Below are 18,510 nucleotides of genomic sequence, written 5' to 3'. Positions count from 1 at the left end.
CATGTCCAAATAAAGGAGGTATCGGGTTGCCTTTCCTGCACGCTGCAATACTCATTCCGTTTCTATTCTGCATTCCGGTGCTGCTGGCGCATCGTGTTGTCCCGCGGCTGCATACGGGCTGGGCCGTTCTGCCTGCCCCCCTGTTTTTGTTTGTCTGCTTTCTGCTTCAGCTCCCCGCTGTTCAGGAAGGTGAGGCGGTCCTTGCCTCCGTGCCGTGGATTCCGTCCCTTGGCGTCAACATTCAGCTTTACCTGGACGGATTGGCCCTGCTGTTTGCGCTTCTGATCACAGGCGTCGGCTCTCTTGTGACGCTGTATTCCATTTTTTATCTGAACAAGGCCAAGGAAGCCCTGCATCTCTTCTATGTCTATCTGCTGCTCTTTATGGGAGCTATGCTGGGAGTTGTGCTGTCCGACAATTTGATGGTGCTGTACGGGTTTTGGGAGCTGACCAGCCTCTCCTCCTTCCTTCTGATCGCGTTTTGGCATAACAAGGAAAAATCAGTCTACGGGGCGCAAAAGTCCCTGCTGATTACGGTATTCGGCGGATTTGCCATGTTCGCGGGTTTTCTCCTCCTGTATGTTATGACGGGAACCTTCAGCATCCGGGAAGTGGCCGGCCAGCTCCACGCCATTACAGGCCATTCTCTCTTTCTGCCGGCTATGATTCTGATCCTGCTGGGCGCCTTCACCAAGTCCGCCCAGTTCCCCTTCCATATCTGGCTGCCGGATGCCATGGAGGCTCCCACCCCGGTCAGCGCCTATCTCCATTCCGCCACCATGGTGAAGGCGGGTTTGTATCTGGTGGCCCGCTTCACTCCCGTGTTTGCCGGACAGGGGGAATGGCTATGGATCGTATCTTCCGTGGGGCTGCTGACCTTGCTGTACGGCGCTCTGAAGGCCATCCGGCAAACAGACCTGAAGGCGCTGCTGGCTTATTCCACCATCAGCCAGTTGGGCCTCATCATGTGCTTGCTGGGTCTGGGCTCCGCATCCGCCTTCTATTCCGATCCGGCTGAAGCCGTCTTCTTCTCCAAAGCGGCTGTTGCGGCGGTGTTCCATCTGCTGAATCATGCCATGTTCAAGGGTGCTCTGTTTATGGTGGTGGGAATCATCGACCATGAAACCGGCACACGGGATATCCGCAGACTGGGCGGGCTTATGACCGTTATGCCGATTACGTTCACGGTTGCAGCCATCGGCGCCTTTTCCATGGCAGGGCTGCCGCCGTTCAGCGGCTTCCTGAGCAAGGAGATGTTCTTTACGGCGGTGCTGAACATCCGGGAGATGAATAGTCTTGGCCTTGCCCAGTGGGGAATGCTCTTCCCGGTTATCGCCTGGCTGGCCAGCATCTTCACCTTTGTATACAGCATGATTATCGTGCTGAAGAGCTTTACCGGAGGGCTACGGAGAGAGAAGCTGGCAAAAACGCCTCATGAAGCTCCTCTTGGCATGCTGCTTCCTCCCGTCATCCTGGCAACCTGCACCGTCGTGTTCGGCTTTTTCCCGAATGTGCTGTCCAGATATCTCATCGAGCCTGCCATGGCGTCGATTCTTCCTGACATGCTGGCTTCGGGCGGACGCTATCATGTGCACATCACCTTCTGGCATGGATGGACGCCGGAGGTGTTTATGACCTTGGGGGTCATCGCTGCCGGAACGGCCGTTTATCTGCTTCACAGGCGGAGCAAAAGCTGGCAGTCCCCCGGCTCCCAGCGTTTTTCGCTGAATGCCCTCTACAACGGCGGATTGAGCAGCCTTGACCGTTATTCCAAAAGGCTGACCAATTTCTACATGACCGGCTCGGTTCGGCATTATCTGATTTACATCTTCGCCTTTCTCATTGCCGCCGTGGGGATCATCCTGTTCACCTCGGATTCGGTGAGCTTCCGCATTTCCAATCCGGCGGATGTGTCGCTGTATGAGGCGCTGCTGGTTCTGGCCATGCTGGCGGCGGCTGTTGCCGTTCCCCTGGCCCGTTCCCGCATGTCGGCGATCATTTTCACCGGGGGCGTAGGATACCTGGCAACGCTGTTTTTTGTCCTGTTCCGGGCTCCCGACCTGGCCCTGACTCAAATCATCGTGGAGACCGTATCCGTCACCTTGTTCCTGCTGTGCTTCTACCATCTGCCGGACCTGAAGAAGGAAGCCTTCAAGCTCCCCTTCAAGCTGACAAACCTGCTGATTTCCCTGGGGGTAGGGGCAATCGTCACGCTGATCGCCCTGGCGGCGGGCGGCAGCAGCCCCTTCCCGTCCATTGCGGAGTATTATCTGCAGGAAAGCCATAATCTTGGCGGCGGCGACAATGTGGTCAACGTCATTCTGGTGGACTTCAGAGGCTTCGATACCATGCTGGAAATATCGGTGCTGGGCATTGCCTCCTTGGGCATCTATGCGCTGATCAAGCTCCGGCTTGAAGCCGCCGGACCCGGGATAAGCTCGGACAAAACCAGACCACGGCTTCCCCTTGCCCAAAGCAATGATGTCATTCTCCAGACCGTATCCAGGGCGGCGGTGCTGATCATCCTTACCTTTTCCTTGTTCCTGTTTCTGGCGGGCCACAATAACCCGGGCGGCGGTTTTATTGGCGGATTGATGACCTCGGCCGCTCTGGTATTGCTGGCGATTGCCTTCGGAATGAAGACGGTGGCCCGGACGGTCCCCCTGAATTCCCGCAAGGTGATGGCAATAGGTTTGCTGCTCGCCTTTTTGACAGGCTCCGGCTCCTTTTTGTTCGATGCCCCCTTTATGAGCCATGCCTTTGGATACTTCAATTTGCCCATATTGGGAAAAACCGAGCTGGCCACGGCGGTGCTGTTCGATTTGGGCGTCTATCTGGCCGTGGTCGGCGTGACCACAACCATACTGTTCACAATAGGGAGGGACCGCTAGCATGGAGACGCTTATGGCAGTGACCATCGGCATTCTGTTTGCCGTCGGGGTTTACCAGCTTCTATCCAAGAGTCTTCTGCGCATTATCCTGGGCACGGCGCTGCTCACCCACGGTGTGCATCTTCTGCTTCTGACCATGTCCGGCCTGAAAACAGGGGCGGCGCCTTTCCTGGGACAGCAGGCCAAGGCATATACCGATCCTTTGCCCCAGGCTCTGATTCTCACCTCCATTGTCATCAGCTTTGGGGTCACCGCTTTTTTCTTCGTTCTGGCGTACCGCTCCTATCAGACCTTAGGAACCGACAATATGGAAGAGCTGAGGGGGGAACAAGGTGAATAATTGGCTTGTGCTGCCTCTTCTGCTCCCCCTGTTTACTGCTGTTCTGCTGATCTTCTTCAAGGAGCGGATCGGAATACAGCGGCAGATCAGCCTGGCGAGCGCATTGGTGAATATCGCAGTTGCCGGAGGGCTGGTTTACCAGGTCCAGCAAAAAGGGATTCAGTCCCTGTTCATGGGCGGCTGGCTGCCCCCCTACGGCATTGCGTTTACAGCGGATATGCTGGCCGCTCTTCTGGTGCTCAGCACCGCGGTAGTCAGCACCGCCTGCCTGGTGTATTCCTTCGGAAGCATTGGAGAGGAGCGGGAACGAAACTATTTTTATCCGTTTTTTCAATTTTTGCTGGCAGGGGTCTCCGGCTCCTTCCTTACGGGAGATATCTTCAATCTGTTTGTCTGCTTCGAGGTTATGCTGATGTCCTCCTATGCTCTGATTGTTCTGGGCGGAACCAAGCAGCAGCTTCGGGAAACTCTGAAATATATCCTGATCAACATCGTCTCCTCCACCCTGTTCGTGGCTTCGGTGGCTTATCTGTATGCGGCCACGGGCACTCTGAACATGGCGCATCTGTCCGTCCGCATTGCAGAGGCTGGTCCGGGCGGAGTGCTTTCCGTCATCAGCGTGTTATTCCTGATCGTATTCTCCTTGAAGGCCGGCCTGTTTCTTTTCTTCTGGCTGCCCGGCTCCTATGGCGCGCCGCCTGCGGCAATCGGGGCTTTGTTCGGAGCGCTCCTGACCAAAGTGGGACTTTATGCCATCATCCGGACATTTACCCTGCTGTTCTATCAGGAAACCGCAACCGGCCATTCCCTGATGGCCTGGATGGGCGCAGCCACTATGATCCTGGGCGCCGCGGGAGCCGTTGCCTTCCGGGATGTGGCGCGGATTATGAATTACAACGTGATTATCAGCATCGGCTTTACCGCCTTCGGCATCGCGGCGGCAACCTCCGCTTCCTTAAACGGAGTGGTGCTGTATCTGCTGCACGATATGGTGGCCAAAGCCCTGATGTTCATGCTGGGCGGAATGCTTGTCCAGGCGGCGGGAACAGGGCGGATCACGGAAATGGGCGGGCTGATGAAGAAGAAGCCCCTGCTGGGATGGATGTTCTTCATCCTCTCCCTGGCGCTGGCCGGGGTTCCGCCTCTAAGCGGCTTTGCCGGCAAGATGCTGATTATCCGCGGCGGCCTTGAAAGCGGCCTGTATCTCTTCACCGCTGTGAGCCTGGCCTCCAGCCTTATCGTCCTGTATTCCATGCTTCGCATTTTCATGCACGCCTTTTGGGGCGAGGAAAAAACCAGCGCGCCTGCTATGCCCCGGAAGCAAACGGGGATGACACTTGCCGCAGGCGGCCTCTTCTGCCTGATGATTGTGATGGGACTGGGCTCCGAATGGCTGTATTCCCTGGTCTCACAGGCAGGCGATATCTTGATCCAGCCGGAGCTGTATATTGAAGCGGTGCTAAGGAGGTAGTGGAAACATGGGCTCGCAGCTAATTTTGAACGTCGCCATTGCCTTTGTCTGGATGTTTCTTTTTAATGAGGTGTCCGCTCTGCAATTTGCCATCGGATATGCAATCGGCGGGTTGATCCTTTTCGGATTAAGAAAGTGCTGGCCCGGAGGCTTCTATCTCCACCGGCTATGGGCGGTGCTGAAGCTGCTGGGGTTGTTCATCCGTGAGCTGTTCGTCTCCAGCATAACGGTTATCGGGCATATTCTCCGCCCCAGGCTTGCCGTCCGCCCCGGCATCTTTGCTTATCCCACAGCGCTTAAATCCGACTGGGAAATTACCCTGCTGTCCTGCCTGATTTGCCTGACTCCGGGAACACTGACGCTGGATATTTCTCCCGACAAAAGCACACTGTATATTCACGCCATCGATATCGGAGATGTGGATGAACTGGTCAACCAAATCAGAACCACATTTGAAAAAGCCATTCGGGAGGTGACCCGCTCTTGATTGATTTCTTGCTCTCTTGTTCCCTGCTGCTCTTGTCCCTGGCGGTTCTGGGCTGCGGCTACCGCCTGTTAAAGGGCCCGTCCATGCCGGACCGGATTGCCGCCTTGGATTCCATCGGCATCAATCTGCTGGCCATTATTGCCGTAACCAGTCTTTTGCTGGACACCCAGGTGTTCATGGATATTATTCTTGTTATCGGGATTCTGACGTTTATCGGAACCACATCGTTTGCCAGATATATTGAACGGGGGAGGGTGATGGAGCATGGAGATGATCATCAGGGGAGCTGAGCTGCTGTCGGTTATATTCATTTTCGTCGGAGCCTTGCTTGGAGCGCTTAGCGCATTCGGGCTGATCCGGCTGCCGGACGTATATCTCCGATCCCACGCCGCCACCAAAAGCGCAACATTAGGGGTGCTGTTTGTGCTTACCGGTGTTTTCTTGTACCTTCTTCTGGCAGATGGATATGTCAATATCAAGCTGCTTCTGGGAATCGTGTTCGTATTCATGACCTCCCCCGTGGCCGGGCATCTCAACGGGCGCGCCGCTTACCGCTCCGGGGTTCCGATGTGCGGAATGAGTGTAAGAGATGACTTAAAGAATGCCGGTGCGGAGAAATCCGCAGGCGGACAACGATAATCGGCATACGGGAATTGGGAATAGCCATCCTTTATTTTACAAACCATAATTTGTATCTGAAAGGAGGCTTTGATATGTTCAAAAAGAGAATTTTGACCATTTCTTTGCTCTTGGTTCCCCTTTTCCTCGGCGGGTGCTGGGACCGGACCGAATTAAACGAGCTCTCCATTACCTCTGCATCGGCCATGGATATTGACAAGAAGGGGAATTGGATCATTTCCTTTCAGGTGATTGTGCCCTCCGCCATTCCGGCGGCGGCCGGAGCAGCTGGCGGACCAAACGACCAGGTGCCCGTGGTGGTGTATTCCACGGAAGGCCCCACCATGAAAGCGGCCGTTTCCAAAAGCTATCTGGAGGCTCCCCGGAAGCTTTATTTTGGACATAACAGCATGTTGGTCATCGGTGAAGAAGCTGCCGAAAAAGGGTTCAGCCAGATGATTGACCTGTACCTGCGCAACTCCGACTCCCGGGAAACGGTTAGCGTTCTGATTGCTTCCGGAGACGCACGGTCCATTCTGGAGCAGCTACTGAGCATTCAGCCCATTCCCGGCATTGGCGTAGAGCGGATTCTGGAAAAGCAGCAGCGCTATTTATCCAAAATCCCCCATGTCCGAATGTATGAGATCATCAAGCATCAGCTTAGTCCCTCTCACAGTGTGCTTGTTCCGGAAATCATGATTTCGGGAGGCAAGGAAGTAACCAGTATCGAGCAGTTCAACCAGACCACCGTCCCCTCCAAATTGAGGCTAAAGCGGGCAGCCATTGTCAAGGAGAGCAAGCTTGTGGGTTGGATGAATGAAACTGAAGCCTTGGGAGTCGCTTTCCTAAAAGATAAAATCAATCGCTCCAGCATTTCTTTTGCAAGCGATCCGGATAAAAGCCCGGTCAAGGATTCCAATTTCGAGATTTCTCATTCCAAAACCAAGCTTTCCGTCCGCAGGAGCGGTGATGAATATAATGTGACCGTCTCCATCAAGTCTGCGGGATCGCTGAATGAAACAGGAGGCTCGCAAGATTTGCTGGACCCTGCGGTTATTAAGAAGATGGAGCAAAGCCTGGAAGCGGAGGTGGAAGCCCTCTGCACCAAAGCGTGGGCGGCGATTGTAAGATCGAATGCGGATGTAGCCGGAATTTCCGACGAAATCTATCGAAGATTTCCCAGGCAATGGAGACAAATGCAGGAGGAGCATATAGAGGTTTTGAACAAAATCAATCTGCAGGTAAAAACGGAGGTTAACATGAAGAAGGTGGGTTTGAGCAACAAGGGATTTAATCAGCTTCAGGAAAAGAAGTAGGGCGAAGGGAAGGGGGCATCGCCAGATATGCGGAAGGTGAAAATAGGGCAAAAAAAGGAAGGCATGCCAGAGGCAGACCTTCTTCTGCATGCCAAAGAGAGCGCTTTCTCCTTCCTCAATGAAGGGCTTCACCCGCGTCCAAAGCCTCGCTGCGCAGCCGCAGCTCCTCCCGGATGGAGGCCGTCCAGCTGTCCAATTCTCCGGCATTCATCGCCTTGCTGTATATCTCCGCCAGTGCATCCCGATGCTGCTTGCCTGCAGCCAGGCTGGCTATCGCCGCCTTCATCTTAGCCTTGTAGCGGGCCGACACCTCCCGAAGCTGCTCCGCAAACCGTTCATCCGTGCCCGGCGCAACAGCAATCGCATAGGTATCGATGATTTCATCCCCCTCCCGGTCCGGGAAGTATTCATGGGGACTGGTGCTGTCGAAGATGGCGAAATTCAGCTGCCGCACAATAACCATATCCAGACTGTGGGGGTCAAAGCCGCAATGATAGATTTCCACATCCAGGCCTCTCGCTTCCGCCTCTGCAGCAATCCTTTTCAGCATGGTGGATTTTCCCGTTCCCGCCCTTCCCTTGACAAAATAGCGTTTGGACAGCCCTTCCGTCAGATTGGGCACAAAATCCACAGCTCCCGCCGGTGTGGCGGCTCCCAGAAAGCGGCGCTTCACTACCCCGGTCCCGTTCCCCAATGTGCTTCCAAACAGCCGCTGCAGCAGCGTATCGGTCAGCTCATCCGCCTTGCGGAAATCCATATTCTCGAAATAGATGGCCTCCCAGTCATCATGAATGCTCAGGGCTTCGGCAAAAAGGCGGTATGCCGCTTCGAAGGCTTCCTTCATTTTAAGCTGCGCATCCCGGAGCGCCTCCTGCCCGTCTGCAAGCGCTTGAGGGTCGGCCGCCTGCTCAAGGCTGATGTGCTCCACCGCCGCGAGGGCAGCCCCGGAACCGAGGCTATAGGGAGGGGTTGCATCCACAATGCCGGCCTTCAGCGCCGGTATGATGACCCCGTCCAGCTCCTCATTGTCCGCCGGCGAGTGTATATATTCCACATCATATCCCCGCTCCTCCCATTCCCCGCCAATCGCCTCCAACAACGCCTGCTTGCCCGTCCCCGGTCCGCCGCTTACGGTATACAAACGCTCCAGCCCCTGCAAATTTGACTCATACAGGCTATAAAAGCCCCGCGCTGTATTCCCGCCAACAAAGTATCTTCGTATTCTTCCCTTCAACCTGCCACTTCCTCTCCGGTTATTCGCCTACATCTTACGGTATGCGCCGGACGGGAAGGGAGTGCCTGTCAGCCGCCGCCTCAGCCGCCTCAAAAGGCCTCCGGGCTTCGCCGCCGCAACGAATACGCTGCACAGCACAAGCGCGGCGCCGATGTACCCTTGGACCGACAGGATCTCCTGCAGAAAGATAAACGCAAGCAAGGCGGAAAACACCGGCTCCAAGGCAAACAGCAAGCCCGTATGCTCCGGGGTGGTATAGGTCTGGGCAATCGGCTGCATCACAAAGCCGAATGCGCTGCACACCAGCGCCAAGCCCAAAACCGCCCCCCATTGCGCCGTACCGGCAGGCAAAGACGGAGCTTCAAAGAAGAAGCTGGCGATCCACCCATAGAAGCCGGCAAACCCAAGCTGCAAAATCCCCAGCAGCAATCCCTCCGCCTTCTGGGCGAACCGGTCTGTCAGGATAATATGGTAGGCATACAGCAAGGCTCCGGTGAGACAGAATACCGCCCCCCGGTTCAAGGCCAGCGAATCCTGCACAGTCATCAGAGCAATACCCGTAATGGTCAGAACCACTCCCGCAACTACTCTGCCTTGCGGCTTTTTCCGTGTAATGATCATTTGCAGAATCGGCACAAACACCACTGTGGTGCTGGTCAGGAAACCGGCGGTGGAGGCAGTGGTGGTTTGCAGGCCATACATCAGAAAGCTGAACATCCCGAATAAGGTCAGACCCAGAACCGCTCCGCGGCCAATCACCGGGAGAGTGGCTTTCCGGAGTCTTCTATGAAAGAGCAGCGCCGTCACCAAAAAGGCAATGCCGAAGCGCAGGCCGATCAAATTAAACGGTCCCAGTCCGTCAAGACCGGTTTTCATCAGAAGATAAGAAGCCCCCCATGCCATGGAGATCAAGGCGATGCAGCTATCCGCCCGTTGTTGTGTCCAGCCTGTTTGCCTCGTTGCATAAGCCGCCTTTTGAACAATCATCAGGTTCTCCCCCATGGGCTGCAAAGTCCTCTTGTTTTTATTTCCATCCATTATTATAGTGAAGGCATACCATTTGAGAAGAGAATGTTATTCATCCCTACCATGAGAGATCGTAATGTCCAGGAGGCCTTCCATTGAACATTAACAGCAACCGCTATGAAATTTTCCTGAAGGTGGTGGAGCTGGGGAATATCACAAGAGCGGCGGAAGCGCTCAGCTATACCCAGTCCGGAGTCAGCCATGCGATTGCGGCCCTGGAGAAGGAAACCGGCTTCGCCTTATTCAGGCGGAGCAGCAATGGCGTAACCCTTACAGACAACGGCAAGCAGATTCTGGAGCGGGTCCGGAGTCTGGTGAACCAGCAGCGGAGTTTGGCCCAGACCATTGCCAATATCAATCATGTGGTGGCCGGAACTCTCCGCGTCGGCACCTTCACCAGCGTTTCCGCCCAATGGCTTCCCGGAATTATCCGCTCCTTTTCGCAGCTGTATCCGCTGGTGGAGTTTGAATTGCTGGACGGCAATTATGACGAGATCACCGAATGGCTGCTCCAGGGAAAAATAGATTGCGGCTTTCTCACCGCTCCGGTTCCGGAAGCCCTTCATTTCCGCCCTCTCAAGCAGGACCCTCTGCTGGTGCTGCTGGAGCCGGGGCATCCCCTGGCAGAGAAGGAAACCCTCGCCCTGGAGGACATTATCAAAGAACCCTTCATTATGCCCATGAAAGGGTCGGACAATGATATTCAAGCGGTATTGAGGAATGCTCCCTCCCTGCCCAAAGTCAAATACATCCTCAATGACGATATTTCCGTCATGGCGATGGCGGCCAACGGCTTTGGCATCAGCATCATGTCGGAGCTCATGATCCGCAATGTCACCTTCCGTATGGCGGCAAGACCCTTGAACCCGCCCCAATACCGGAACATCGGCATTGCTTCCTTGCCTGTGGGCGCGGCAACGGTGGTAACCAAAGCCTTTCTCCGGTATCTGAGCGATACGGACGTGCAGCAATTCGATTCTGCCGCCAACAAATAAGACTCCGCATCCGAATCCTGATGGAAAGCTCATTCCATCGGGATTTTTCTTTTGCAGGAGATCATTCCGGCTCATTCCCCCTCCCCCGCAACCGGGCTTAACTGGCCTTGCACTTTCTTGGCGGAGGAGCCAAACGCCCATTTTTCGCCCAATCAAGAATCTCCCATTGTTGTCAGATTACCCAATGGAACATAATCGAGGCATAACCCGCTCGAGAAAAGCCAAAGACAACCCGGAGGTGATGGGGAGTGGAGCCGACAGCCGCGAATGAGCTGACTGTTGTACCAAGTACCCGGAAGAGCAAATGGAATCTGTTCAATAAGCGGTTGAAGAGAGACAAGTGGTTGTATCTGTTGATTACACCCGGATTGCTTTACTTCATCATCTTTAAGTACGTGCCCATGTGGGGCATTCTGCTGGCCTTTAAGAATTACCAGCCCTTCCTTGGTTTTCTCAAAAGTGACTGGGTAGGCTTCGACCACTTCACTATGTTCTTTCAAAATATTGAGTTTGGCATGCTGCTGCGGAATACTCTGGTTTTATCCTTATATAGTCTGGTCTTTTCATTTCCCGCCCCGATCCTGCTGGCGCTTCTGCTGAATGAGGTCAGGCTCTCGTGGTACAAACGGTCCGTTCAGACCCTGGTGTATGTGCCCCACTTTATCTCCATGGTTATCGTGGTCAGCTTGACCTACATCCTCTTGACCACGGAGGGCGGCACCATCAATGAATTTATCTTTCAATTAACGGGGGAAAAAATCTCCTTCCTCACTGATCCGAAATGGTTCAGACCGCTGATCATCATTCAGACCATCTGGAAGGAATGCGGCTGGGGGACGGTTATCTTCCTGGCGGCTTTGGCCGGCGTGGATATAGAGCAATATGAGGCGGCGATTATGGACGGGGCCAACCGCTGGAAGCAAACCTGGCATATTACCCTGCCCTCCATCCGCAGCACTATCGTCATCCTGCTGATCCTGCGGATGGGCAATATTCTGGACAACGGCTTCGAGCAAATTTACCTGATGATGAATGCGCTTAACCGCGAGGTGGCGGAGGTCTTCGATACCTATGTCTATACCATGGGTATTACCCAGGGCGCGTTCAGCTACAGTACGGCAGTCGGCCTCTTCAAGTCCGTCATCGGCGTGACGCTGGTGCTGGGAAGCAACTGGCTGGCCAAAAAATTCGGGCAATCCGGACTTTATTAAGAGGAGGATCAATCGATGGCCAAGCAATACAGAACAACCGGCGGAATGATCTTCGACGTATCCAACTACCTCTTTCTTGGAGCAGCCGGAATTGTCGCCATTCTGCCATTCATCATTATTATCGCAGGCTCCTTTGCCTCCGATGCGGAAATTACCCAGCGCGCCGTATTCCTGATCCCGGAAACCTTCACGCTGAACGCGTATGAGTTTATTTTCTCCACGGATTCCATCATGCGAAGCATCGGGGTTTCCGTTTATGTCACCGTTGTCGGCACCATCGTCAACCTGTTCTTCACCGTGACCATGGCCTATCCCCTGGCCCGGCGCAGCCTGATGGGCCGCAATATGTTCCTGAACATGGTGATCTTCACCATGCTGTTCGGGGGCGGGATGATTCCCACCTATCTGGTCATCCGCGAGCTGCATCTGTTGGATTCGTTCAATGCGCTGATTCTTCCCGGAGCCATCAGCGCCTTCAACCTGATTATTGTGAAGAACTTCTTCCAGGAGCTGCCGGCCGAAATTGAGGAAGCGGCCCGGATCGACGGCTGCCAGGAGCTGGGGCTGCTGTGGAAGATCGTCCTGCCTCTGTCCAAGCCGGTGCTGGCTACCTTCACCCTGTTCTACGCGGTAGGCCATTGGAACAACTTCTTCTCGGCCCTGCTGTACATCAATGACCCGGCCAAGTGGCCCCTGCAGGTGATGCTCCGCCAGATCGTCATGCTGTCCCAGGCAGCCGGGGACTTGAATTCCATGGACCCCAACTTCGTGAAACCACCGGAGCAGTCCATCAAGATGGCGGTTATCGTGGTGGGTACGATTCCCATCCTGTGCGTATACCCGTTCCTGCAAAAGCATTTTGCCAAGGGCGTGATGATTGGCTCCGTCAAGGGGTAAGCCCTTCGGAGGCGCAACGAAGATGCAGACCAGGTTATTCCCGGACAGCGGATTTCTCCATCTGGAGTTATTCCATACATGCTTGACTATTCCTAATCTGCTTAACCATTACAAGGAGGGTACACAATGAAAAGAAAAGCAAGCAGCATGAAACGTTTTGTTGCAGTTGTTTCGGTAGGAACCATTGCTGCCGGTACACTTGCAGGCTGCGGCGGCGGCAATAATGAAAGCGCGGCTTCCCCTTCCGCCGGCGCCGCGTCAGCCGCTCCAACGGCAGCGGCAAGTGTGGCCCCCACCCAGCAGCCGCCTCTTGAACTGACCATCATGCTGCCGGTCTTCAAGACCAACTTCCCCAAGGATGACAGCCCTGTTGCAGCGGAGCTGGAGAAGCAAACCAACAGCAACATTCACTTCGAGTGGGTGCCCAACGCGTCCTACAACGACAAGTTCAACATTACCCTGGCATCCGGCAAGCTGCCTAACCTGATTGCCGTATTAAGCGACAAATCCTCCAGCTTCGTCAATGCAGTCCGCTCCGGCGCCTTCTGGGAGCTGAGCCCGTATCTGAAGGATTACAAGAACCTGTCCGGAGCCAACCCCACTGTATTGAACAACAGCTCCATCGACGGCAAGATCTACGGCGTATACCGCGGCCGCGATTTGGGCCGCAATGGCTACTACTACCGCAAGGATTGGCTGGATGCCGTTGGCCTGCAGGAGCCGAAGACCATCGACGATTTCTACAACATGTTGAAAGCGTTTAAGGAAAAGGACCCGGACAAGAACGGCAAGAACGATACCTACGGCATGGTGCTGGTGAAATGGACCGGCGGCTGGGCCAGCGGCTTCGATATCATCAAGCTGTGGTTCGGCTCTCCCAACAAGTGGGGCATCAAGGACGGCAAGCTGGTTCCCGAGCATCAATACGAGGAATACATCGACGGCTTGAAGTTCATGAAGAAGCTGTATGACGAGAAGCTGATCAACTCCGACTTTGCCGTCTTCGACAGCGCCAAGTGGGTGGACCCCATGGTCAACAACCAGGCCGGCGTAATCGTGGACGTAATCGACGGCGGCGCCCGCGCCGACGACAAGATCCATGCCGCATTGGCCAAGGAAGGCAAGGACAATCCGGACATTCATTATGTTGACGTTGCCAGCGGCGTGCTGGGCAAGGACGGCAAGCTGCATACCCTGCCCACTGCCGGCTACTCCGGCATGATGTCCATTCCGAAATCCTCTGTCAAGACAGAGGCTGAACTGAAGCGGATTCTGGCATTCCTGGACAAGGTGAATGATCCGGACATGCAAACGCTGCTGAGCTTCGGTCTGGAAGGCAAGCACTACACCACCGATGCCGAGAAGAATGTCACCATCAGCAAGGATACGGTTCTGCTGGAATCCGAGGTGGAAGGCCTGAACCAAATGCTCTCCTTCCTGCCGAAGAGCAGCGCCCTGACAGTGAAGCAAACCGCGCTTAGAAAGAAGCAAACCGAGCTGATCAAGAAAAATGAAGAATTCATCGTGGCTAACCCTGCCGCTCCGTTGATTTCCGATGTGTACAACCAAAAGGGACCGCAATTGGAAAACATCATCAACGACGCCCGCATCAAGTTCATCGTGGGCCAAATCGACGAAGCCGGCCTGCGCGCCGCTTTTGAAACCTGGAAGAAGTCCGGCGGCGACGACCTGGTGAAGGAAATGAACGAATTGTATGTGGCTGCCCAAAAGAAATAATCCCGTTTCGTAAATGCAGAAGCTGCAGCGGTCTTCATGTCCGCTGCAGCTTCTATTGATGCTCCGCCTCTTCGGTTGGGGAACTGCTTCTACCCCTTACCGCGGCTGAATTCCTTGTATTGGGTAGGGTTCATCCCCTCCTGCTTCTTGAATATCCGGTGGAAGTTGCTGTTCTGGAAACCGGCCTGTTCGGCTACATCGCTGATCAGGAGATCCGTATCCCGCAGAAGCTGCTTGGCCTTATCCATCCGGACCTCCATCACGAAGTCCATAAAATGCTTGCCTGTTGCCTGCTTAAAGGACCTGCAGAGAGAGAAAAGCGTAGCCCCCGTATGCTCCGCACAGCTTTCCGGCGAAATATCCTTCATGTAATATTGCCGGATATACTCCACCGCCTGCTCCGCAACCCGCTTCGCCTGGGTATCCGTCCGCTGCACAATTTCCTGCAGGTACGGCTCCACAATTTTCTCCCGGAACCATTCCAGAATGAAGCGGGGCTCGCGGATTTGGGACAGGGCTTCATACATATTCGCCCCTTTGAACAACCGGTTGGGATGGATTCCCGATGTCATCACCGCATGCTGGATGCTTCCCAGAAGATGCAGCATACCCATCTGCACCTCAATTTCCTTGGCCCCCTCAACCGCAAGCGCCGCCAAAAAAGACTCCAGCAGCTGATAGGCAGTCTCCTCCTGCCCGATCTGCAAGGCCTGGATCAGCTCCCGCTCCAGAGCGAGAGGGTATTGGAGCTCTTCATCCGCCGGGATATCCGGCTGGCGGTCCATATGAATCACCTGATTTTTGCTGGAGAAGTTGCGGAAGGCGGCCCATTGCCGGGCTCCCTCGAAGGCCGCGGGAATCTCCGTAATCCGGCCGACGGGCCGGCTGATGACCATGGTCATATGCATGTTCAGCACCTGGCTGAACGCCTGGGTCAGCTCCTCCGAAAAGGTCTGAAGCTTGCCGGCCAAGGGCTCATGATTGGGAGCAATCACCAGCAACGCAGCCTTCAGATTATGGAGGTTGATGGCATTATGCTGTTCAAAATGAAGCCCCGCCAATTCGCTGATAATGTTCACTGCCGCGAAGGTCGCCAAGCCTTCATCGCCGAACTTGAATTTGCCCCCGCGGTTTGTGATCCCCGTCAGCTGAACATACATCACAACAAAAAGCCTGTCGCGGATCTCCCACCTGAAGCTTTCCATCCGGCGCTTCAAGTCCTCCTCCGAATAAGCGTAATAATACCCTTGGATCAGCTGGCGCAAAAAGCTCTCCTGGACATGCGGCAGCTGCCCGGACAGCCGATTCTGCATCTCATGGCTTTGTTCATGGAGCAGGCTCCACCGCTTTTCAATAACCGCAAATTCATCCCCCTTGTTGTATTGCACATGCGGGTCTCCCGCCAGTTGCCGGGCCAGACGCTTCACCGGAGAAAAGATGCGGTGCGAGGCGAACCAGGACAGAACCCCGGCCAACACAAGCGCCACAATACTGAGCATGAAGATAAGCTTGGAAATAAACAGCACCGGCATGGTAATGCTGGGGACAGGAGAAGCGGAAACATATGTCCAGTTGGAGGCGATTCTGCTGAAGGTTCCGTAGGATACCGTATAGGTAACACCCTGCCAATCGTAGAAAAAGGACCGCTCAGAGGGCTCTTCCCCGATTTTTTCCCGCAGCGCCTTCACCAAAGGAGCTTGCGCATCTGCTCCGCTTGCGGAAAAATAGAGGCCCCCTGAATCCTGAATCAGGAAGCTCTCCTCTTCGTTATAAGGCATCAGCGACTTGATCATGCTGGAAATTTTGTCCGAATCCAGCCGCAGCAGCAGGGCGCCGAAGGGCTGGGAGCTGCCCCCCGGAATATGCTGCACCAGGGTAATATCCTTCTCGTCCGGCTGATCGGGATCGAATGCCCACTGGGTCCAGAAGGAAGGTTTGTCCGTCTGGAGCAGGCCTTGGTATACTTGGTTAAACCTCTCCTTGCCAATAGAGGAATACTGGGGATCAAACAAAATGGCCGACGGCTTGTAAAGACAAAGCTCCACCCGCTTGGTCAAGGTATTGGAGCCCTCCATAACCAACAGGGTTTGGGTGATATCCTTCACCCGGTCATAATTCTTGTGAAAATCCACTTCCTGAAGGGTGTAGTCAAATTGATTATCGGAAGCCCAGTGGGACAGCATCACCTCCAGATTGCTGAGCTGCTGGTCAATATTGTGCGCGCCCTGTTCAATCTGAAGCTGATGGAGATGAAGCAGCTCCCTTTCCAAACGGCCGCCCCCCATCCAATACACCAGAGCGGCAATAATAAAGCCGGGGATGCTGGATATGGTGAGAATGATGGCCAAGCTTTTCTTATAATGATGCTTCATGATTCATCACCACTGGTCTTTGGCGTGGAAAAATTGAGTATCACTTCAATTGTATCCGCTTTCACTCCATCAAACAAGGCGATTATATATTTTAAATTTATACAAAAAAGGGAAAGAAGGAAAATGTCGAATAAGGTAGAATAGTAATAAATGGAAGACGTGAAAATTTTAGAAGAAGATATATCATTATCGCACAAGGCGGAGGGAAATCATCTATGGTGTATGGGAAAAAGCTTTTACACGTACTGCTTGTTCTTCTTATCGCAATTCCAGGATTATTGGTGGCCCAGCCGCAAGCTGAAGCGGCCTCTTATTCTTCCTTCTGGTATCCGCAGGGACGCGTCGGATTAATGAGGCCAACCATCATGTTTGAATTTGTAAAAAGCGATATCACACCCGAATTCAAAAGCTACAAAATGAAAATCGACCAGGTTGAAGTGGACGCCCAGTGGGACATCGGGAGAATGATCCTGTCCTATACGCCGTCGGAGGATTTAAAAGCGGGAGAACATACGGTAGATGTTGTGTTGGAGCTTAAGGACTCCGACTACCTGCCCCTTGAGAAAAGCTGGACCTTCCGCGTTGACGAAAAGGCGGTTTCTGAGCTGCCCGCAGCCCCTACGGACCAGCAATTGGAAGGCATTCAGGCGATAAACGATTACAGGGCCTTGCACGGCTTGAATCCCCTTGCCTACAATAAGAATCTGACGTATGCGGCCAAGCTGCACGCCCAATATTTGGACACCAACAAGGTCGGCTTATCCGGAGTATCGATGCACGAGGAAAACAGCAAGCTCCCCGGCTATATCGGAAACGAGCTGTATGAACGGGGCATGTATACAGGTTATATAGGCAATTTTTCAGAGGATGTCTCCTTCATTGGAAGTCCGAATGCAACGGTCACCCAAGCGATTGATAATCTTTTCGACGCCCCTTATCATCGTATGCCGTTCTTGACGCTTGATGCCGTGGAAATTGGTTTCCATAAACAAGGGGAGTATACGGTTATTGAATTTGGATTAACCAATGAATGGAACTCGCGGCTGGTGGTTTCTCCGGCTCCCGGCGATCCCTATGTTCCGGCTCAGTTTGACGGCCATGAGGTTCCCGACCCTATCCGAAACCACCCCAGCGTGAAATATCCTGTAGGTTATCCGATTATGGCTCAGCTGTCAGGAAAATTTGTCAGAGACGTAAAATTGGTGGAATCCAGGCTGACGGACAGTACAGGCAAGAAGCTGGAGCTGCTGCTGAATACACCCGAGGATGATGATCATCTGCAAAATGAGGTGATGCTGATTCCGGCGAAGCCGCTCTCCCCGGATACGGTGTACACGGCATATATTAAATTATCCGTCATTGAGGATAATCAGCCCAAAATCTATGAGAAGGAATGGAGCTTCCGCACGGAGCCTCTGGAGTATATGGGCAAAACCAAGCTGCACAAGGATTCCGCCGCGTATCTGAAGAAAATGGACCAGCCCGACAAGCTGCAGCATGTGGTTTCGTTTGGGCTGACAGATGATCAATTCATCCTGGATAATATCCGGGTGCCCATGAAGCAGAAGCCGATCATTAAGGACGGAAACTCTTATCTGTGGGTAAGGGATTTGGCCCAGGCGCTGGGGGCGTCCGTCACCTGGGACGATGAACAGAAGGCGGCCATATATACGAAACAGGACAGAACCGTCACTCTCTTCACAACCAAAGATGCTTATGCGCTGAATGGTGTGGAGGTGGCAACGGATTCCCCGGCCATTCTGGACAATGACACCACGATTATTCCGGTAAGGCTGCTGTCGGAGGTGCTCGGCGCCAAGGTCGAATATATGGACACCACGCGGACGGTTATAATTACGTACTAAACCTCCCTCCGTCTCCCCGCATCGCAAAAAAAACAGCTCCTGCAGGACAT

General features: G+C 54.0%; 15 protein-coding genes. 12 read left to right on the top strand and 3 right to left on the bottom strand.

Features of this window, described 5'->3' with window-relative positions:
* Nucleotides 1-26: 26 nt before the first annotated feature.
* From DQG13_RS12965 to DQG13_RS12935, 7 genes are all read left to right on the top strand, one after another.
* Nucleotides 27-2,891, top strand: coding sequence for a Na+/H+ antiporter subunit A (locus DQG13_RS12965; protein ID WP_113020186.1), 2,865 nt, complete (start codon nucleotides 27-29; stop codon nucleotides 2,889-2,891).
* 1 nt (nucleotide 2,892) lies between these two features.
* Entirely contained in the window at nucleotides 2,893-3,231 is a 339-nt protein-coding gene (locus tag DQG13_RS12960) for a Na(+)/H(+) antiporter subunit C (RefSeq protein ID WP_113020185.1), read from the top strand.
* Nucleotides 3,224-4,702: a Na+/H+ antiporter subunit D gene (locus DQG13_RS12955; protein WP_113020184.1), complete on the top strand. Its 1,479-nt coding sequence runs from the start codon at nucleotides 3,224-3,226 to the stop codon at nucleotides 4,700-4,702. Before DQG13_RS12960 ends, DQG13_RS12955 begins: the two co-directional genes overlap by 8 nt.
* 7 nt (nucleotides 4,703-4,709) lie before the next feature.
* A complete protein-coding gene (locus DQG13_RS12950; protein WP_113020183.1) occupies nucleotides 4,710-5,189 on the top strand; it encodes a Na+/H+ antiporter subunit E in 480 nt (159 codons plus the stop codon).
* Complete coding sequence (locus tag DQG13_RS12945; protein WP_113020182.1) at nucleotides 5,186-5,479, top strand: Na(+)/H(+) antiporter subunit F1; 294 nt, start codon at nucleotides 5,186-5,188, stop codon at nucleotides 5,477-5,479. The genes DQG13_RS12950 and DQG13_RS12945 overlap by 4 nt, the downstream gene beginning before the upstream one ends.
* On the top strand, nucleotides 5,454-5,828 hold the full coding sequence (gene mnhG, locus DQG13_RS12940; RefSeq protein WP_113020181.1) for a monovalent cation/H(+) antiporter subunit G: 375 nt from the start codon (nucleotides 5,454-5,456) through the stop codon (nucleotides 5,826-5,828). The genes DQG13_RS12945 and mnhG overlap by 26 nt, the downstream gene beginning before the upstream one ends.
* Nucleotides 5,829-5,902: 74 nt before the next feature.
* Complete coding sequence (locus DQG13_RS12935) at nucleotides 5,903-7,123, top strand: Ger(x)C family spore germination protein (RefSeq protein WP_113020180.1); 1,221 nt, start codon at nucleotides 5,903-5,905, stop codon at nucleotides 7,121-7,123.
* A 115-nt stretch (nucleotides 7,124-7,238) separates the two neighbouring features.
* Here the strand turns inward: DQG13_RS12935 and DQG13_RS12930 are convergent, their stop codons facing one another.
* Both DQG13_RS12930 and DQG13_RS12925 read right to left on the bottom strand, forming a co-directional pair.
* Nucleotides 7,239-8,357 (bottom strand): PRK06851 family protein, encoded by a 1,119-nt coding sequence (locus DQG13_RS12930; protein WP_113020179.1) that lies wholly within the window; start codon nucleotides 8,355-8,357, stop codon nucleotides 7,239-7,241.
* Between the two features lie 27 nt (nucleotides 8,358-8,384).
* On the bottom strand, nucleotides 8,385-9,344 hold the full coding sequence (locus DQG13_RS12925) for a DMT family transporter (RefSeq protein ID WP_113020208.1): 960 nt from the start codon (nucleotides 9,342-9,344) through the stop codon (nucleotides 8,385-8,387).
* A gap of 134 nt (nucleotides 9,345-9,478) precedes the next feature.
* On the opposite strand from DQG13_RS12925, the gene DQG13_RS12920 reads away from it, so the two are divergent.
* From DQG13_RS12920 to DQG13_RS12905, 4 genes are all read left to right on the top strand, one after another.
* Nucleotides 9,479-10,378, top strand: coding sequence for a LysR family transcriptional regulator (locus DQG13_RS12920; RefSeq protein WP_220094369.1), 900 nt, complete (start codon nucleotides 9,479-9,481; stop codon nucleotides 10,376-10,378).
* Nucleotides 10,379-10,650: 272 nt separating this feature from the next.
* On the top strand, nucleotides 10,651-11,589 hold the full coding sequence (locus tag DQG13_RS12915; protein WP_258525662.1) for an ABC transporter permease: 939 nt from the start codon (nucleotides 10,651-10,653) through the stop codon (nucleotides 11,587-11,589).
* 15 nt (nucleotides 11,590-11,604) lie between these two features.
* Nucleotides 11,605-12,486 (top strand): carbohydrate ABC transporter permease, encoded by an 882-nt coding sequence (locus tag DQG13_RS12910; RefSeq protein WP_113020177.1) that lies wholly within the window; start codon nucleotides 11,605-11,607, stop codon nucleotides 12,484-12,486.
* A gap of 126 nt (nucleotides 12,487-12,612) precedes the next feature.
* Nucleotides 12,613-14,223, top strand: a complete 1,611-nt coding sequence (locus tag DQG13_RS12905; RefSeq protein ID WP_113020176.1) for an extracellular solute-binding protein — start codon at nucleotides 12,613-12,615, stop codon at nucleotides 14,221-14,223.
* Between the two features lie 89 nt (nucleotides 14,224-14,312).
* Here DQG13_RS12905 and DQG13_RS12900 read toward each other — a convergent pair whose 3' ends face one another.
* The gene (locus DQG13_RS12900) at nucleotides 14,313-16,595 is read right to left on the bottom strand and encodes a helix-turn-helix domain-containing protein (RefSeq protein ID WP_113020175.1); all 2,283 of its coding nucleotides are present in this window, start codon (nucleotides 16,593-16,595) and stop codon (nucleotides 14,313-14,315) included.
* A gap of 365 nt (nucleotides 16,596-16,960) precedes the next feature.
* On the opposite strand from DQG13_RS12900, the gene DQG13_RS12895 reads away from it, so the two are divergent.
* Nucleotides 16,961-18,460 carry a stalk domain-containing protein gene (locus DQG13_RS12895; RefSeq protein WP_258525653.1) on the top strand — a complete coding sequence of 500 codons (1,500 nt, stop codon included), beginning with the start codon at nucleotides 16,961-16,963 and terminating at the stop codon, nucleotides 18,458-18,460.
* The last annotated feature ends 50 nt before the right edge of the window (nucleotides 18,461-18,510 follow it).

Origin of the sequence: Paenibacillus sp. YN15, from assembly GCF_003285005.1 — a bacterium.
Classification (GTDB): Bacteria; Bacillota; Bacilli; order Paenibacillales; family NBRC-103111; genus Paenibacillus_AR.
The sequence above is the reverse complement of the archived record's forward strand: the minus strand, read 5'-3'. Positions and strand labels throughout refer to the sequence as shown.

Bases quoted from the DNA above. Each gene is read 5' to 3' on its own strand.
- DQG13_RS12960 (WP_113020185.1), top strand. From the start codon at position 2,893: ATGGAGACGCTTATGGCAGTGACCATCGGCATTCTGTTTGCCGTCGGG.
- DQG13_RS12950 (WP_113020183.1), top strand. From the start codon at position 4,710: ATGGGCTCGCAGCTAATTTTGAACGTCGCCATTGCCTTTGTCTGGATG.
- mnhG (WP_113020181.1), top strand. From the start codon at position 5,454: ATGGAGATGATCATCAGGGGAGCTGAGCTGCTGTCGGTTATATTCATT.
- DQG13_RS12935 (WP_113020180.1), top strand. From the start codon at position 5,903: ATGTTCAAAAAGAGAATTTTGACCATTTCTTTGCTCTTGGTTCCCCTT.
- DQG13_RS12925 (WP_113020208.1), bottom strand. From the start codon at position 9,344: ATGATTGTTCAAAAGGCGGCTTATGCAACGAGGCAAACAGGCTGGACA.
- DQG13_RS12910 (WP_113020177.1), top strand. From the start codon at position 11,605: ATGGCCAAGCAATACAGAACAACCGGCGGAATGATCTTCGACGTATCC.
- DQG13_RS12905 (WP_113020176.1), top strand. From the start codon at position 12,613: ATGAAAAGAAAAGCAAGCAGCATGAAACGTTTTGTTGCAGTTGTTTCG.
- DQG13_RS12900 (WP_113020175.1), bottom strand. From the start codon at position 16,595: ATGAAGCATCATTATAAGAAAAGCTTGGCCATCATTCTCACCATATCC.
- DQG13_RS12895 (WP_258525653.1), top strand. From the start codon at position 16,961: ATGTTTGAATTTGTAAAAAGCGATATCACACCCGAATTCAAAAGCTAC.